The 16480-nt window shown below is 61.1% G+C and carries 14 protein-coding genes; 3 read left to right on the top strand and 11 right to left on the bottom strand.

Annotated features, from left to right (window positions below; all coding sequences use genetic code 11):
- Positions 1-2: 2 nt before the first annotated feature.
- The 3 genes from AC5P8U_RS15915 to AC5P8U_RS15905 are packed head-to-tail and all read left to right on the top strand — an operon-like array spanning position 3 to position 2540.
- Positions 3-734, top strand: a complete 732-nt coding sequence (locus tag AC5P8U_RS15915) for an SDR family oxidoreductase (RefSeq protein ID WP_495214227.1) — start codon at positions 3-5, stop codon at positions 732-734.
- Complete coding sequence (locus tag AC5P8U_RS15910) at positions 731-1147, top strand: GtrA family protein (RefSeq protein ID WP_495214226.1); 417 nt, start codon at positions 731-733, stop codon at positions 1145-1147. Before AC5P8U_RS15915 ends, AC5P8U_RS15910 begins: the two co-directional genes overlap by 4 nt.
- On the top strand, positions 1107-2540 hold the full coding sequence (locus tag AC5P8U_RS15905) for a hypothetical protein (RefSeq protein WP_495214225.1): 1434 nt from the start codon (positions 1107-1109) through the stop codon (positions 2538-2540). The genes AC5P8U_RS15910 and AC5P8U_RS15905 overlap by 41 nt, the downstream gene beginning before the upstream one ends.
- A gap of 1 nt (position 2541) precedes the next feature.
- Here the strand turns inward: AC5P8U_RS15905 and AC5P8U_RS15900 are convergent, their stop codons facing one another.
- From AC5P8U_RS15900 to AC5P8U_RS15850, 11 genes are all read right to left on the bottom strand, one after another.
- Entirely contained in the window at positions 2542-4158 is a 1617-nt protein-coding gene (locus AC5P8U_RS15900; protein WP_495214224.1) for a DUF8728 domain-containing protein, read from the bottom strand.
- A gap of 28 nt (positions 4159-4186) precedes the next feature.
- A complete protein-coding gene (locus tag AC5P8U_RS15895) occupies positions 4187-4792 on the bottom strand; it encodes a hypothetical protein (RefSeq protein ID WP_495214223.1) in 606 nt (201 codons plus the stop codon).
- A gap of 63 nt (positions 4793-4855) precedes the next feature.
- Positions 4856-5425, bottom strand: coding sequence for a hypothetical protein (locus tag AC5P8U_RS15890; RefSeq protein WP_495214222.1), 570 nt, complete (start codon positions 5423-5425; stop codon positions 4856-4858).
- Entirely contained in the window at positions 5422-6564 is a 1143-nt protein-coding gene (locus AC5P8U_RS15885; RefSeq protein WP_495214221.1) for an acyltransferase family protein, read from the bottom strand. Before AC5P8U_RS15885 ends, AC5P8U_RS15890 begins: the two co-directional genes overlap by 4 nt.
- Before the next feature lie 2 nt (positions 6565-6566).
- Entirely contained in the window at positions 6567-7487 is a 921-nt protein-coding gene (locus AC5P8U_RS15880) for a class I SAM-dependent methyltransferase (protein WP_495214220.1), read from the bottom strand.
- A 33-nt stretch (positions 7488-7520) separates the two neighbouring features.
- Positions 7521-8447 (bottom strand): NAD-dependent epimerase/dehydratase family protein, encoded by a 927-nt coding sequence (locus AC5P8U_RS15875; protein WP_495214219.1) that lies wholly within the window; start codon positions 8445-8447, stop codon positions 7521-7523.
- Positions 8448-8451: 4 nt separating this feature from the next.
- Positions 8452-11817 (bottom strand): glycoside hydrolase family 99-like domain-containing protein, encoded by a 3366-nt coding sequence (locus AC5P8U_RS15870; protein WP_495214218.1) that lies wholly within the window; start codon positions 11815-11817, stop codon positions 8452-8454.
- Between the two features lie 3 nt (positions 11818-11820).
- Positions 11821-12996: a class I SAM-dependent methyltransferase gene (locus tag AC5P8U_RS15865; protein ID WP_495214217.1), complete on the bottom strand. Its 1176-nt coding sequence runs from the start codon at positions 12994-12996 to the stop codon at positions 11821-11823.
- 35 nt (positions 12997-13031) lie between these two features.
- A complete protein-coding gene (locus AC5P8U_RS15860) occupies positions 13032-14453 on the bottom strand; it encodes an ABC transporter ATP-binding protein (protein WP_495214216.1) in 1422 nt (473 codons plus the stop codon).
- On the bottom strand, positions 14443-15291 hold the full coding sequence (locus tag AC5P8U_RS15855; protein ID WP_495214215.1) for an ABC transporter permease: 849 nt from the start codon (positions 15289-15291) through the stop codon (positions 14443-14445). The genes AC5P8U_RS15860 and AC5P8U_RS15855 overlap by 11 nt, the downstream gene beginning before the upstream one ends.
- A gap of 8 nt (positions 15292-15299) precedes the next feature.
- Complete coding sequence (locus AC5P8U_RS15850) at positions 15300-16472, bottom strand: cystathionine gamma-synthase (protein ID WP_495214214.1); 1173 nt, start codon at positions 16470-16472, stop codon at positions 15300-15302.
- Positions 16473-16480: the final 8 nt, after the last annotated feature.

Raw genomic sequence — 16480 nt, 5'->3', positions numbered from 1 at the left:
ATATGCAGAAGATCCTGATTATCGGCGCCACTTCGGCCATTGCTGAAAGCGTTTCGCGTTGCTATGCACAACGCGCCAGTGCACTGCACCTTGTGGGCCGCAGCAGCGCGAAACTGGACATCACCGCGGCGGATCTCTCAACGCGTGGTGCAGCGCGGGTGACCTCTTCCGTACTGGATGTGGCCGACATTCGCGCCCATGCTGCGATCCTGGATGAGGCAATGCAGAGCCTGGGGCAGATCGATGTCGCCCTTATCGCGCACGGAACGCTTCCCTCACAAGCGGATTGCGATGCGGACGTCGATGTTGCGCTACGCGAGTTCCATGTCAACGGAACCGCGACTATTGCACTCGCACACCAGCTGGCTTCCAGAATGCAGGCGGGTTCGACCATCGCGGTCATCTCATCTGTCGCTGGAGACAGGGGCCGCGCCAGCAACTACCTCTACGGGAGCGCGAAATCTGCGGTCACCGCGTACATGAGCGGCTTGTCGCAACGCCTGCAGAGCGAAGGCATCAACGTCCTGACGATCAAGCCAGGCTTCGTTGACACGCCGATGACTGCCTCCTTCAAGAAGGGCCCCCTTTGGGCGTCTGCGGACAACGTTGCAAAGGGAATCGTCAAGGCGATCGACCGGCGACGCCCTGTCGCCTATCTTCCCGGATTCTGGTGGCTCATCATGCAGGTCATCAAGCACATCCCCGAGCGGATCTTCCGGAAGGTCCGCCTGTGACCCGCACCAGGCTCGTGGCGATCTACGCAGCATTCGCAGCGTTGTCGATCGCTGTGAACATTGGTTCACAGGCCTTGGCCATCGCCGTGTATTCAGGGCCCTGGGCAGTTGCGCTCTCGATGGCGTTTGGTACGGGTACCGGGCTCGTCTGCAAATACATCCTCGACAAGCGGTTTGTATTCGACCATCGTTCGCGCGACCACAAGCACGAAGCCAAGACATTCATTCTTTACACAGTGATGGGCCTGGCGACCACGGTCATATTCTGGGGAACGGAGACCGCATTCCATTTTGCGTTCGAAAGCGACGCGATGCGCTACATCGGTGGGATCGTGGGTCTGTGTATCGGGTATATCGTGAAGTATCAGCTGGATGCGAGATTCGTATTTTCCAGGCAGCACGATCCAACCTGACTGCCAGGAGTATGCTGGGACGGCCTGCCGCCAGTCATTTTCCATGACACAGCCCTTGAACCCCTCGTCGTCCTCCATCCATTGGCACATTGCGTATCGCTCGCTTCCCTACGCGTTGTTGCTTGCCTTGCCGATTGTGCAGATCGCCCGGCATTTCCGGGACCTTCAGGTCTACCCTTTTGCAGATGAGTGGTACTACGTAACCTCTGTCGCGGCACAGAATGGGGTTCCTTGGGCCTGGCTTTGGGAGCAGCATGGGGACCACAGGATTCCCCTGCAGAAGGCCCTGCAGTGGGCCCTGCTCAACGCATCAGAATTCGACTTCAGAACACTGGTCATCCTCAATCTCCTTGTAGCTACAGCGATCGGCCTCATCACTCTGCAGGTCGCCCGCAATCTCCGCGGATCCACCAGCGTATGGGATGCGATGATTCCCATCGCGCTTTTCAACCCGATGGCCGGTTACGCCATGTGGGGATTTCACCTGCAGTTTCTGTCGAGCGCCCTATTTGCCTGCGTATTTGCATGGGCAGTTGTTCGTCATTCCATTCGCCCATGGCATCTGGCCGTGGCGATTCTGGCAGTCATTGCATGCGGCTTGTGTGGATTGAATGGCCTCTTGCAGGCCGGGTTCATGCTCCCGCTGGCATGGCTGCGCGCAACGAAGACGCAGCGCGGCCCATACCTCACTGCTGCGCTATGCTTGACCAGTCTGCTTCTGGCATTGCTGTGGTTTTCATGGTCACGGGCCGGTGCGGGTGAGGCAGTCCCCTCTCCCTCTGCGTTCGGACAGTTCTTTGCGGGCTTGATCGGTGCGAGCCTGCTGCCAGCCTGGGATGTGTACGTCGCAGCAGCGATCATCAGCGTGGCTGCGGCAGCCGCGGTGCTGGCTGGACTGCGCGGTGGGCAAGAAAATCCTGCCGCCCGCGTCTGCGCACTCTTGGTCTCCACCGTCATGCTCCAGCTGTGCGCCGTTGCATGGGGACGCGCGCAGTACCAAGGCGGCTGGCAACCTGGGTTGGCTATGCACTATGGCGCGATCTCCATGCTGCTCCCGATTCTGGCATGGCTGACGCTTGCTAGCCGAAACCGACCGATGGCCACGCGAGCCGTTGGTGTCCTGCTTACGCTTGCATTAGGGGCTGGCTGGGTCGAGGCCGAGTTCTGGCGCACGACGTACACCAGGGAACACTCTTCCAGCAAGGCGCTGGCATACAGGGATATAAGGGATAGGCACATGCCCATCCCCACGGTCATCGAGCGCAATGCTGCACTTTACTGGAGCGATGACGCCGCAGCCAAAGAGACCATGTCGGTCGGCATCCCGATCCTGCGGCGGGCGTACGAGAGAAAATGGCCGGGCCTCGCTGTGGAAGAGCCCGGCCCCCACTGAATCAGTGAGCCGTTGCGTCTGCCTTACGTCGGTAGAGCATGGCGCCTTGCTTCAGCAGCACATCCCAGTAGGGCTCCCGGAACTCTCCCACCAGCTCGTAATGATCAAAGAAGCCGGGCTGCTGGTCAGGGTTGTACTTGCCCTGCCAACTCGTCACCACGTACTTGGGCTTCCAGGTTGTCACCGTGTAGTTGAAGTCGCCAGCGCGCAGGGCCTTCGCTACACCCGGACTTGCCAGACCGAGCACGTCCAGCACCTGGTAGTCAGGACCCAGCTTGTATCCGAAGGTGCCCGGCTCAGCGATGGCCACGCTCGTACCAGCAGGCTCATGCTTTTTCAGGTAATACATGATCGGGTCATAGCTTGTCAGGTGCCCGTTGACGTTTCGGCTGGTTGCGAACGTCTTTGCCTGCTGGTCGATCCGCGGCGTGATCGACAGGCCGACCGCCAGCAGGAAACCGAGGATGAAGGATGCCCACGTTCCAGGCGTGCTCGGCACTTGGCCAACATTGGCGGCACTGGCTACCCGCTGCTGCGCGAGGTAGTTGGCGCCGTATACGCCTGAGAGCAACAGCCCGAAACCGATCGGCGCGACGTACCACGTCCACAACGTCACCTTGAACACGGTATAGGCGCAAACAACACCCAGTGCGAACAAGAGCCAGACCGCGCAGTAAAGGATCAAGGGATTCACCAACGGACCTGGCAGTCGCGCGCGCAACTGTCGCAGGAACACACCTGCGGCGACCAGTGCTGGCACCGGCAACAACAGCCAGTAGCGACCCGCGAACAGCTGGTCGAGCGCCGTTACGACGGTGCTGATCTTGAACAGCGGCCAATAGCCCATCTGCACCTGGGCCTTCTTTGCGTCCATCGTGCCCGGGAAGAAGGTGCCGTAATACAGCTTCATCGCCACTACCCACGCCAGCATCCCGACCAGGACGATGCCCACCGCAATGCAGATCTGCCGCAGGGTGTAGCGGGACTGTGTCCGGTCAACGCCAAAGGCGAAGACTAGGCCTGAGAACTGGATGATGACGAACAACAGCGAGTCCGGGCGCAGCGTCATCGCGAGCACCATCATCAGTGCCCCTGCAAACAACGCGCGTCTCATGATGATCAGGTAACTGCCCACCGCAAGCGCCGCGGTGAAGGCATATGTCTCGTGGCCAGATACCGAACTGGACAGCGGTAGGACCACAATGAACACGGCTACTGCAACCGCTGCGACCTGTCCGAGCAGCGAGCGATTCCAGAGACAGGCTCGCCCAGCGATCCAGGCGATCCCAGCGACCGACAACGCTGAGAGGAAGGTCGATACCTGCGGGATGTCGACCAGAATGCGTACGAACGACAGCAGCTTCACTATGCCGGCGAGCAGCATGGCGTAGCCGGTTGCGGTTGATCCGTAGTAGTGCTGGCCTACGTTGAAGACGAAGCCGTGACCCGCCAATGCATTCTGCGCATACCGGAACGTGATGTATGAATCATCTACCGCGAACCCTTTATTGAAGCGCAGATATGCCCAGAACAACAGGACAACCGAAATAGTGAGCGGCGCGAGGCGCTTCCATGTTGCCAAGGTGCCGCTATCGAATCTGGTCGGGCTTTCGTTCATTGGATCAACTCACATTCCTGGGATGCGCTTACTTGGGTACAACGTCGTGGAAACCGACTGCAAGCCAGTCACACCAGATGACGCCGTTCTGGTCGCTGGACTCGATGACCAGCTGCTTGGCGCCACCGACATCGACCCGGATGGCCGAGGCATAGTTGCGGTCTACGACGACGTCGTTCATCGGCGCTCCATCAAGCTGCCAGTGCAGTCCCGCAACGCCGGCGCTCGGATCCGCCTCACAGGTCGCATTACCTTGGAAACTCTCGATGACAGGCGAAAGCGTGAGACCTGAAAGGCTGCTTACATCGAGTACAAGGCGGGCACGCTTGCCTTCAGCTGGGTGCAGCAGGAGTCGGTGGTCAGCCAGCGGTGCGATAGGCTGATAGACATCCTCCTTCGACTTGATCAACGGCTGCACTGCATCCAGCCCAGCAAGCAGCTTTGCCTCCACTTGAGCCTTGGCGGCGGAATCCGCATCCTCGTTCGCCCCCGCAGTCGGCGCTGCATTCGCCGGCTGGGCCGGATCCGCTGCCGCAGCAGGCGTGGCTGCTGGCTCACGCAGATCACATGCCGTCAACGCCAGACACGTCGCTCCTGCCAGGCACAGCGAGGGCAATCCGATACTGAACTTCATTTTGGTTTTCCTTGTTGAATAACGGATCGATTCAGGAGCGATCAGTGCAGTTGAATAGTTTCGTCACTTATCGAAAGTGACTTGGCGGCCATTGTCGCAACGATACGGCTTTCCATCGACAATGTAGTGCAGAAGCAGCTTGTAGGTGCCCGCCGGCACGTCCGGAAGCGCAGCCTCGAAACCGGAATCGCGTAGTTCCGCTCGCCCTCCGTAGGCGTTCACCACATCCTCCCGCACCATGGACAGCTGCAGGGCGACCCCTGCAGCGGCGCCGTGTTCGCCCAGCAGCACCAGCACGGGTGAACCTACAGGGGCGGGCGTGGAATGACCCAACCAGCCGTGGACCTTCTGCGCCGGCGCCACAGCCAGTGGTCCTGCGACGAAAGCACTGGTTCCAACGCTCTCGATGTTGCAGTAGGACTGGTCAGATGCCTTGGCAACATCGATGCCCTCGATGACGCCAGGCCCTGCTTGAATCTGCGCAACGGGCGGCTCGACTTCAGCTGCCGATTGCGCGTCACCAGGCCCACTGCCAGCAGGCAAAGTTGAAGCTGGCAGCGGTGCGTTCGGTTCGCGACAGGCCGCGAGCGAAACGCAGATGATGGCCGCAGCGGCCAAGGGAGCAAGTTTCATGCAGTTGCCCTTTTCGGCAGCCAACGGGCCTCCAACCGCTTGCCCAGCCGGATGCCCGGCAGTTCGATGAAGCGATAGGACAGCCACGCCAGCGGCAGGAGAATTGCGAAGGTCAGCCCGGCGCACACGATGAACGCGACCGTCAGATCGGTCTGCTGTTCATGGATGCGGCGATAGACGGGAATCAGCAGGTACACGATGGTCGGGTGCAACAGATAGAGCGAGTAGCTGACCTTGCCCAGGAATGAAGTGAAGCGATTGACAACCAGCTTCCAGGGGAACAGGGCCAAGCCGATGAAGATCAATCCATAGGCAAGCGCCTGGAAGTAGTACGGGTTACCCAGTACGTTCGGCAACCAGCCTTGAATCAGGGCCAGATAGGTGAAGGCCCCCGCGAACAACGCCGCCTGTCCCTTGCTTCGGGCCATGCTGCAGTCGGCATCGGTATCCATGAACCAGTAGTACAGAAGGATGCCCGTGGCGAAGATCGGGAAATGCTTGAACGTGCTCCACTGCAGGATCGACTCGCGCCACCCCTCCGGCAACACCAGGTAATCGAGCACCAGTCCGATGAAGTACCAGAACAGGAGGGTGACGAAAATGAACGCGACAGCCTTGTACCGATCCCTTACCCGGGCATAGATCAAAGGGAACACCGCGTAGAAGATCATTTCCACGCCAATGGTCCAGCCTGCCCAGACGAATCCTTCCTGGCGCATGGGGAACAGGTTGAAGATGAACGTCGCAGACGCTGCCACCGCGCTTACCGAATGGTGGACATCAAACAGCCAGGCGTCGCGGAGCCAGCTCACCAGAATAAGGAAGTAGAAAAGAGGCGCTACGCGGAAGAAACGATGCAGATAGAAACTGGCAGTCGGCTTCGGGCTGCCTTTCCGCATCGGCATCGTGTAATAGAGCGAGAAAGCGCTGACGATGAAGAACAGGGTGACACCCGTGCCCCCCATCAGGGTGAACTTCTCGGCCCAACGCGGCAATGCCAACTGGGGCTGGGGCATCAGGGTCATGTGGTAGATCACCACATAGGCAGCCGCCAGGCCACGCAGTGCGTCCAGAAACTCCAACCGTCCGCGCTTGGGAAGTGCGTTAACGGCGGACACAACAGCGGTGTTGTCTTGCATTTTCACTCCATGATCGACGCCGGGGCAGGATCCGTCTCATCCATCCGCTCCCTGACCGCACGGACGACCGTGGGTAGCATAAGGAACTCATCCCCATAACGGTAGTTGTTTGTCACCAGGCCCGCATAGGGGTCATAGCACACGCCAAAGGAGACGTCCGGGAACCCCGCACGCGTCACCAGATCGGCGAAATCGGCACCGAAATTGTGAAATGTGTAGATCCCCTCGGGGCGAAGACCGTCGCCGTGCATCTCTGTTGGCAGCAGCTCCACCAGCGCCCCGCTCTCGTCCAGTCGCCCTCTGACCAGGGTTTCAGGAAGCCAAGGGAAGAACGGTACCGTGAACAACGCCACGCCACCTGGCGCCAGCACGCGGTGGCACTCCTTCAAGCCCGCCAAGGGGTCTGGAACGTGCTCAAGCACGTCGTTGTGGAGTATTCCATCCAGGCATCCATCGTCGAACGAGAGTGCCTGCATATCCTGGTGAACCGCAGTGCGCGTGCCCCCCTGGGGGTCGGGGAAGGTGTACTGTTCCCCACCCAGTGAGCTTGGCCCATGGAATTCAGACAGCATCATCGCGGGCCATACTGCCGCGGCATAGCGCGACAGCGGCGAAAAAGCCTCCAGGAGTGCGAGACGGTCAGTTGGTCCGAAGCAGGTGCGTGCTTCCATGTACAGGTGCCGGGACCGTGAGTTGAGCCCACACGACTGGCAGACCAGCCCTTCCCGAAGGTTGACATCGGCACCAAACATCGCACCGCCGTTGACCTGCAGATCCCGCACCTTGCCACAATGGGCGCAGAAGCCACGGGTCAGGCTGCCCTTGCCAATCTCGCCATCGATTTCACGCATCAGGTCCAGCGAGCCCGCTACCGCCTGGGAGATCGCTGCTACAGAATCAAACCACATCGTCTGCGGGTACATGGCCTGCTCCCTGAATGGGCGGCATCCACTACGTCACCCCCTGGAAGCCCCCTCGTCCAGCATTGCCTGCCAGGTTCTGCGGATACCATCATGGATTCCCACCTGGGGCAGCCACCCCAGGTCCTCTCTTGCCCTTGCCACATCGAGCACGATTTCGCGCACATCGAACGCGCGAGCCGGCTGGTACTGAACGGACAACGCACTGCCAGTCACGCTGCGGATGCAGTTGCACAGCTCGTTGAGACTGATGCCACTACCCGAGCCCGCATTGAAGACCGCATTGCGGCCCGAATCAACCGCACGCAGGGACAGGTCGATCAGATCGTCAATGTAGATGTAGTCCCTGACCGTCTCTCCATCGCCCCAGATCTGTATCCCTTCGCCGGCAAGCGCCTTTCCAAGGAAGACAGCAACGGCCCCCTGGACGCTGCGCGCCGGCTGGCCCGGACCGTACGGGTTGGAGGGCCGGATGATCACCGGGTCCAGCCACCCCTTGCGCTGGAACATGGCCAGATACTGCTCGATGGCGACCTTCACGATGCCGTAGGACGAGATTGGCCGCAGCGCGTGCGTTTCGGGCACAGGAACGGCGTCGGGGTTGCCGTACACCGTTCCTCCCGAGGAGAAGTAGCAGAACCTGCGGACACCGCGCTCACGCATGGCCTCCAGCAGCCGGTGTGTTCCAACCAGATTGCCCTGGATGTCAGCGATGGGGTCGGCGTCGGCCGTGCTCGGCACCGTGCAACTGGCCAGGTGGTAGACGGTGTCCACCCCCTGCACTGCCTGTTCCAGTACATCGGCGTCATGGAAATCGCCCTGGAAATAGCGCACGCCACTCCAGTCCATGTCCCGGCGGGCAGCAAAGCGATCCAGCACCGCTGTCTCGTCACCGCGCGTGCGCAGCGCGGCGACGAGTCGCGAGCCGATGAAACCATTGCCACCGATGACCAGCACGCTCATGCGATCATTCCGCTCCGGCCGGGAGGTTGCGCAACCCGAAGTGGGTGCGCAGTTTGTCCTCATAAGCCGCCGCCGCGCTTCGCGTAGCCGCGCTCAGCGGGAACAACCGTTGCGCATGGGCATGCAGGCTGCGGATTTCATCCAGGTGACCCTGTGCCTTGGAGCCGATGGTCACGCTGTTGCCATGGCGGCGGTGCTGGTTGAGCGATTCAGCATTGAAGCTGAGGCCGCCATCGCGCAGCAGCAGCAGGTAGACCAGCCAGTCGCCGGCGATCCGATACTGGGTGATCTCTTCGATGTGCTCCTGCATCACGCTCAGCAGCGCCTCGCGACGGAACAGCACGGCGCTGACGTTGGGCAGGGTGTTCTTGACGGCCAGACCGGCTTCGACTTCTTCCGAACCCATCGCCGAATAGCTGCTGCGCCAGCGATCACGCGAGAGATCGTTGGTGTATTCCAGATAGTCGCCGGCCATCACCTCGCCGAACTCGTCGATCTGTTCCGACTGCGAGAACGCCATCACCGAGCGGGGGTTGGACTCGAGCAGGTCCACCAGCGAGCGCAGGAATGCAGGCTTGGAAAGATCGTCGGCCTCGGCGATCCAGACGTACTCGCCGCGCGCCAGGCTCACGCCCTTCATCCACTGGCGGAAGACCGACCCGCTGTTGTCCGACGACGCCTCAAGGCGAGGCTCCGGATCGAATGTTGGCCAGAGGCGTTCGAGTTCTGCCAGGCTCCCATCCGATGAGGCGTCATCCAGGATGATGACCTCATACAGGGGGAAGTCCTGCCCGTACACCGATGCCAGGCGCTCTTCCAGGTAGTGGGCGTAGTTGTAGTTCGGCACCACCACCGAGACACGCGGAATGCGATGCCCGGCCAGATCCAGCAGGTCCAGCAGGTAGCTGCGGAAGGAGAAGTCGGCATTGACAAGGCGTCGTCCGACTTCGCCTGCCGCTGCTCGCACCGCATCCTCATCAAGCAGACGCGCCAAGGCGCCGCCATAGGCGACAGCGTCCAGTGCCGGCACGACCACGCCCGCCTGGTGCTGGGCGACGAGGTCCGCACCGCCCCCCGTGCCTGCGAATGCGACGACCGGCAGCTCGACAGACAGGGCCTCCAGCACGACGGACGGGAAAGGATCTTCCCGCGACGCGAGCGCATAGACGTCAGCGCCTGCGTAGTAGTCATCGGTGTCAAAGTCGAGACCGGAGAAGTGGAACCGCTCCAGCATGCCATGGCGGCGGAGCACCTTTTCCGCGGCCTCACACGCCGCCTCTTCACGGTGACCGACCCAAACGACGTGGACATCGGGTCGCTGGGCGAATGCACTGGTGAACGCCTCGGCCAGCAGGTCGACACCCTTGCGCGCATCGGCGTAGCCCACCGACAACACGATCCTGTCCGTGGATTTGAGACCCAAGCGCTGCCGCAGCGCTGCGCGCGCAGTGTCTCGATTGCGCTTCCCGCGATGGCGGTTGGCTGCAAACAGCCCCTGCGGCAGCTTGGTTACCTTGGCCTGCCCTGCCGGGTCGAGGAAGGGCTGCAAACCTTCGCGTACTGCGTCCGAGGCGACGACGATGCGCTTGGCAACACGGGAAATGTCCGCCAGTGCAGGCTGCAGGCCGTAGCTCTGGATGACACCCGGCAGCTCGTGGATCATCGACACCACGGTTAGACCTGCATCACCCAACGCCTGCACGATGCGGCCGCTGACCGCCGTATTGGCAAGCACCGAGCGCACGCCCAGCTGGCGTAGTTCATTGGCCAGCACCGCTGGATCCCGGTCGCCCAGCAGGTGGACCGTGGAGCACTCGGCGAACTGGCTGTGCAGGCGGCCGTCTTCGAGCAGCACGACATGCACGTCCAGCCCCAGGCCGGCCGTCATCTTGCGTGCCATGTTGAGCGCAAGGTACTGCGCGCCATGCGGATGCGCGTCATGCGAAATCAGCGCGACACGCGGCTTCGCCGTGCCCGCGGTGACATTGCGCGTCGCCTGCAGGAAGGCATAACCGTAGTAACGGTCCGGTTCCAGATGGGCGCCTTCGGCCCACTCGTTCCACGCGTTGATGAAGACCACGCTCTCGCCACGCACAGGTTTGGCCAGTGCGAACTCGCCCGCCGATTCCAGCCAGCGCTGGTACTCGCTCGGCGAGGAATGGGCGAACGTGTAGCCGCGGCCCGGCTTTCGCGCTTCATTGTCCCAGCGGGGCGCAACCCCCTTGAACAGCGGATAGTCTTCTTCCGGCCAGGTCCTGGAACGTTCGGCCATCTCGCGGTAGTCGACCACGTAACCTTCATAACGCGGGTTGGCAATGTCCAGCGTGTGGTTGATGCTGGACAGGCCACGCGCCACCTTGTGCGGCGGGAACTCCAGGGCTGCATCGAAGCCGTACGTGCGCGGATCGTCGACGTCGAACTGGACCATGGCGATGAACAGCTCGCCGAGGCCCTGCTCACGCGCATACTCGCGCCAGACATCCAGCGACTTGCGGGCATCGGGAAGCAGCGATGGCCGGTAGATGATGAGCAGCGGCCGACCATCGATGCGGATATACCGCGAATCAGACAGGTACGGCATCGCATCACGAATGAACGCGATGTCGTTGTCAGCCGTGTAGTTCTGACCAATCAGCACATCGTTTTCATGCCCATCCCAGCGCCGGGTCCAATTCTCGTTGGCCCAGCAGATGCAGAACGGCAGGTCAATTTCCGGATGCGCGAGCAGCTGGTCCACCGGCCGCTCCATCAGTCGATGACCAGAGAACCAGTAATGGTGGAAACAGAAACCATGCAGGCCGTACAGCCTCGCTAGCTCAGCCTGACGTTTCAGTACGTCAACAAGTCGCAAATCGTAGAAACCAAGTTCACCCGGTAGGTGCGGCTGTCGATGCCCGGCGAATTGAGGGACGGCCTTGCTGACGTTCGTCCACTCAGTGAATCCGCGCCCCCACCATGCGTCATTCTCTGCAAAGGGATGGAACTGCGGAAGATAGAACGCGATGGATTTGAAACGAAGGCTTGTTGGGGCCTGCAGAGAACTGGGTAGCTCGACATACTCGCGACCACGCACGCCAGTAGCGGCATCAATGGCCCCCGCGTAGATCTGCGCGACAGCCGGCAGCTTCACGCCTTCGGCAACAAGGGTGGCTGCAGCCGGCGGCGGCGCCTTTGCGAAGGATTCAGCTGCAATGCCCTGGCCAGGGCCCAGTGCGCGCCAGCGACGGTACGCATTTGTTCTGGCGAACACGAAACTGAAGTTGCGGAAAAGGAAATCCTTCAATGCCAGACGCGCATTCCAACCCGGCACGGCCATGTAAATGTGCCTTGCGAACGCCCCCAGCTTGCCACTCTTGTAATTCTGATGCATGTGTTACAGGTGCCTCCGTGCACTACCGGTAATTCGGCGCAGCCAACCAGTGTACCTCCAACTGCGCGACTCCTTCAGCAACTGGACTTCTCGTTCCCGCTGGTCACCAATAAGACGCTGTTCGGTCACAGCAAGCTGGAGCTGCCGGACCTCCTCGCGGTCTTGATTGTGCTGTGCCACCAGACGCGCCAGCTCGTCGCGAAGCGCGCCCTCGCCGGCAAACTGCGTCAGCAGGGTCTGCTGCGACGACGCAAGGAGGCCTTCGAGCTGCTTTACCTGCTCCCCTACGTTCTGGAGGGCAACGTGCTGGATTGAAAGCTGGCGCAGGAGTTCATCATTCGAAAAGTTATCGATCCGGGCTTGCAATGCAGCCACCTGCCGATCGCCGTCACTGACCCGCTCGGGCAGGTGCACGCCGTAGAAGGTGGCTGCATCCAGTCCGTGAACCTTCATTTCATAGAAGCTCGACTGGGCTTCTGGAAGCCCAGCATCACTGGCCAGGATTAGATCGTACAGGGGTCGATTCAGGCCGGCTTCGCTTTCGCTGGTGTCCGGACCCGTGCCAAGAATCGAGCTGAATGCGCTCTTGCCTTCGGCTACGAGCAGAGAGCCATGCACCACCCGCTGCGAGTACACCTGTACCTCGCCGAAGTAGCGACCAGCCAACGCAAGCAATTCCTCACGGAAGAGCTCCTTCACGTGATATGGATTGGAGTATCCCGGCTCGATGGAGTAGTACTGCTTGTTCGGACTGGACAACACGAGCAGACCGCCTGGGCGCAGGACGCGACGAATCTCCGAGAGCATTTCCTCATGCTGATCATGATGCTCGATGGTCTCGAAGCTCACCACCACATCAACGGAGTCGTCCTCCAACGGCAGCAGTGCAGCCGACGCCTCAACGAACCGCAAACTATCAGATCCATAGCGGCGGGCAGCATGGGCCACGGCGTCGGCCGAAATATCTATGCCGGTCACGGATGCCGCAACGCCGGACAGAATCTGGCTGCCATACCCCTCACCACAGGCCACATCCACCACCTGCTTGTCCGCACAGAACCTGGCGGCAAAGTGGTAACGATGCAAATGCTCAAAGGCAATCTGACCGGCCACTTCGGGCATGAATCTTTCACCGGTGAATGCGAGATCTTCTACTTGCTCGTCAAGCTGGTTTGCCATGGGTCACCTCGATACATGAATACTGATGAAGCCGGTCACCCGGATACCAAATCTTGCTGCTCGACTACAAGGCGCACGCGTTGCATTGGTGCGCCGAACAATCCAAGGCAGATGCCACGTGCATGCACATGGAAGGCTAGCGCATCATGCAGCCAGTGGTGTTGGACATGGTGATTCTGGTTGCCGTCGGCGATTGCCGCGCTCATGGTGTAGTCGCCTTCGCGCAGAACAGGCATCCGGAAATCAAAGGAAGCCACCAGTATCTGCCCCGCTTGAGCGCCGGGAGGGGGATCAATGGAGGCGACATACGTGTTGTCCGCGAATAGGGTCTGCCCCAGCCGGTCGTACACCTCGAAACCGATGATGGGCGAGCTCAGCACCTGGTTCACACGACAGCGGATCTGCAGCCTGACCGGCTCTCCGCCCACCACCCAGGACAGCGGATTGCCATCCACGTCAACAAAGGCAGCGAACTCGACCTGCGCCCCGCCTTGTCCGAACCCCTTGTCTGCATTGAACTCGAAGACCCGAATTTCTTGCCGATGCTCACTGGCGTTAATCAGATCCTGGCGGAAATCACGGGGCGCCATGCCTGCGTGGTCCGGTTCGATGGCGGTCGCACCAGCAGCCGCCGGTTGGACTTCACTTCCGGGAGCGTCAACGGCCACCGGAGCAGGGCCAGCAGCAGCCATCTCCACCGCGTAGAGATCTTCCAAATACTTGGCGGTGACTTCCTTGGGGGCGCCATCTGCAACGATCTGCCCGTGCGACAACCAGACCACTCGGTCGCAGAGGTTGATGACGGCGGCGGTGTCATGGGATACGAAGACCACCGTGCCGTTCTGCATGAAGGAACGGAGGAATCGCATGCACTTCTGCACGAAAAACGCGTCGCCGACGCTCAGTGCCTCGTCGATGACCAGAATGTCGGCTTCGACGTGCGCGATCACGGCGAAGGCCAGCCGCACGAACATGCCGCTGGAGTATGTCTTCACAGGCTGGTCGATGAACTCGCCGATATCGGCGAATTCGACAATGGAGTCGTACTTGCTGCGCAGCTGCTCGTCCGAAAGTCCCAGCAGGGCGCCGTTGAAGAACACGTTCTCGCGGCCGGTAAAATCAGGATTGAATCCCGCCCCGAGCTCCAGCAGTGCCGCAACCCTTCCGTCGACCAGGATCTGGCCTTCCGATGGCGCCAGCGTACCGCTCAACAGCTGCAGCAGCGTGGACTTTCCCGACCCATTGCGTCCGATGATACCGACCGTTTCACCCTTGCGAATCTCGAACGAAACATCCTTCAGCGCGCTGAACTGGCGGCCATAGGATTTGCCTCGGCTTCCCACGACACGCGCAGCGCGCGAAAAAAGGGCGTCCTTAAGCCGGTCCTGGGGTGAGCCGTAGACCTGATAGTGCTTGGAAACGCCGTCGATCTTGAGAACGACCGGATCAGATGACATCGGCAAATCCATCTCTAGATTTCTGGAAGAAAGCGTAACCGGCCATGGCCGTGAGCACGCCGACGAGCAGGCCGATCCCGAAGTACGCAGGAGACGGGATGTCACCGAACATCAACACCTTGCGTGCCGCCTCCAAGACACCCGTGAGGGGATTGGCTTGGATCAGGGGGCGATAACGTTCAGGAATCGAATCAAGCGCGTAGAACACTGGAGAAAGGAACAGCAGCAGCGTCGCGAGCGTCCCGGTGATCTGTGCCACGTCCCGGAAGTACACACCGATCGCGGCCAGGAACCAGGAAACACCAAGACAACCGAGCAACAACGGCAGCATGACCACGGGGAACAGGATCACGGTCCAGGGCAGCGCAACGCCCATGCACAGCTGGGCGATAGTCAGCACGATCCAGCTAACGAAAGCATGGAACATCGCGGAGCCGAGCGTCACCCACGCGTAAACTTCCAGCGGAAACACTACCTTCTTTACGTAGTTGGCATTGCTCGTGATCAATGCCGGGGAACGATTGATGCATTCGGCAACCACGCCGTGCACGATCAGTCCGGAAAAGAGGATCAAGGCAAAGCCACCGCTGGTATCGAAGTCCTTCCACTTTGCCTTGAACACGATGGAGAACACGAACGTGTAAAGGACCAGCATGATCAATGGCGTGATGAACGACCAGGCCAGGCCGGCAAAGGAACCGCGATAGCGACCCACGATCTCACGCTGGATCAGACGGAAGATGAGTTGACGGTGCTCCAAGGGCGAACGCAGGAAGCCCGCCAATGGCCGCCGCCGGGCCGTTGCATAGGGCGTCAGCCCGGAAGCTTTCTTGTCCAAGCGACTGCTCACGCGAGCGCCCTTTCCAGATCCACCTGCAGATCCCCCAGCTCTTCCACGCCCACGCTCAGCCGCACCAGCGCATCGCTGATCCCCAGCTGCTCGCGGCGTACCACCGGAATCGAGGCATGGGTCATCACCGCCGGGTGGTTCACCAGGCTTTCCACGCCACCCAGCGATTCGGCCAGGGTGAACAGCTCGGTATTTTCGCAGAAGCGCTTGGCCGCCTCGAAGCCGCCCTTCAGCACGATCGAGACAATGCCACCGAAGCCGGTCATCTGCTTGCGGGCAAGATCATGCTGTGGATGCGAGGGCAGGCCCGGGTAGATCACCTTTTCCACCTCCGGATGCGTTTCCAGCCACTTGGCCAGCGCCATCGCATTGGCGCAATGCGCCTTCATGCGCAGCGGCAGGGTCTTCAGGCCGCGCAGGGCCAGGAAGCTGTCGAACGGGCCCTGCACACCGCCGATGGAGTTCTGCAGGAACGCCATCTGCTCGGCCAGCGGCGCGTCGTCACCGACCACCACCATGCCGCCGACCATGTCCGAATGGCCATTGAGGTACTTGGTGGCCGAATGCAGCACCAGGTCGGCGCCCAGCAGCAGCGGCCGCTGCAGCATCGGCGAGGCGAAGGTGTTGTCCACCACCACAATCAGGCCATGGCGCTTGGCGATGGCAGCCACCGCGGCGATGTCCACGATCTTCAGCATCGGGTTGGTCGGGGTTTCAATCCAGACCATCTTCGTCTTCGGCGTGATCGAGGCTTCAAAGGCCGCCAGATCGGTCAGGTCGACGAAGCTGAAGTCCAGCCCGGCGGTACGGCGGCGCACGCGCTCGAACAGGCGGAAGCTGCCGCCGTAGATGTCATCCATCGCCACCACATGGCTGCCGGCGTCCAGCAGCTCGATCACGGTCGAGCTGGCCGCCATGCCCGAGGCGAAGGCGAAGCCGCGGGTACCGCCTTCCAGCGAGGCCACGCAGCGCTCATAGGCAAAGCGCGTCGGGTTGTGGGTACGCGAGTACTCGAAGCCCTGATGCTCGCCCGGGCTGGACTGCGCATAGGTCGAGGTGGCGTAGATCGGCGGCATCACCGCGCCGGTGCTGGGGTCGGGCGACTGGCCGCCGTGGATGGCCAGCGTGGCCAGGGCCAGTGCGCGGTCGGGCGAAGAGGAGTTGGACATGTCGTTTC

It is taken from the genome of Stenotrophomonas sp. YJH_SMC_81 (assembly GCF_059370875.1).
This window is presented reverse-complemented; position numbering and strand designations above follow the sequence as displayed.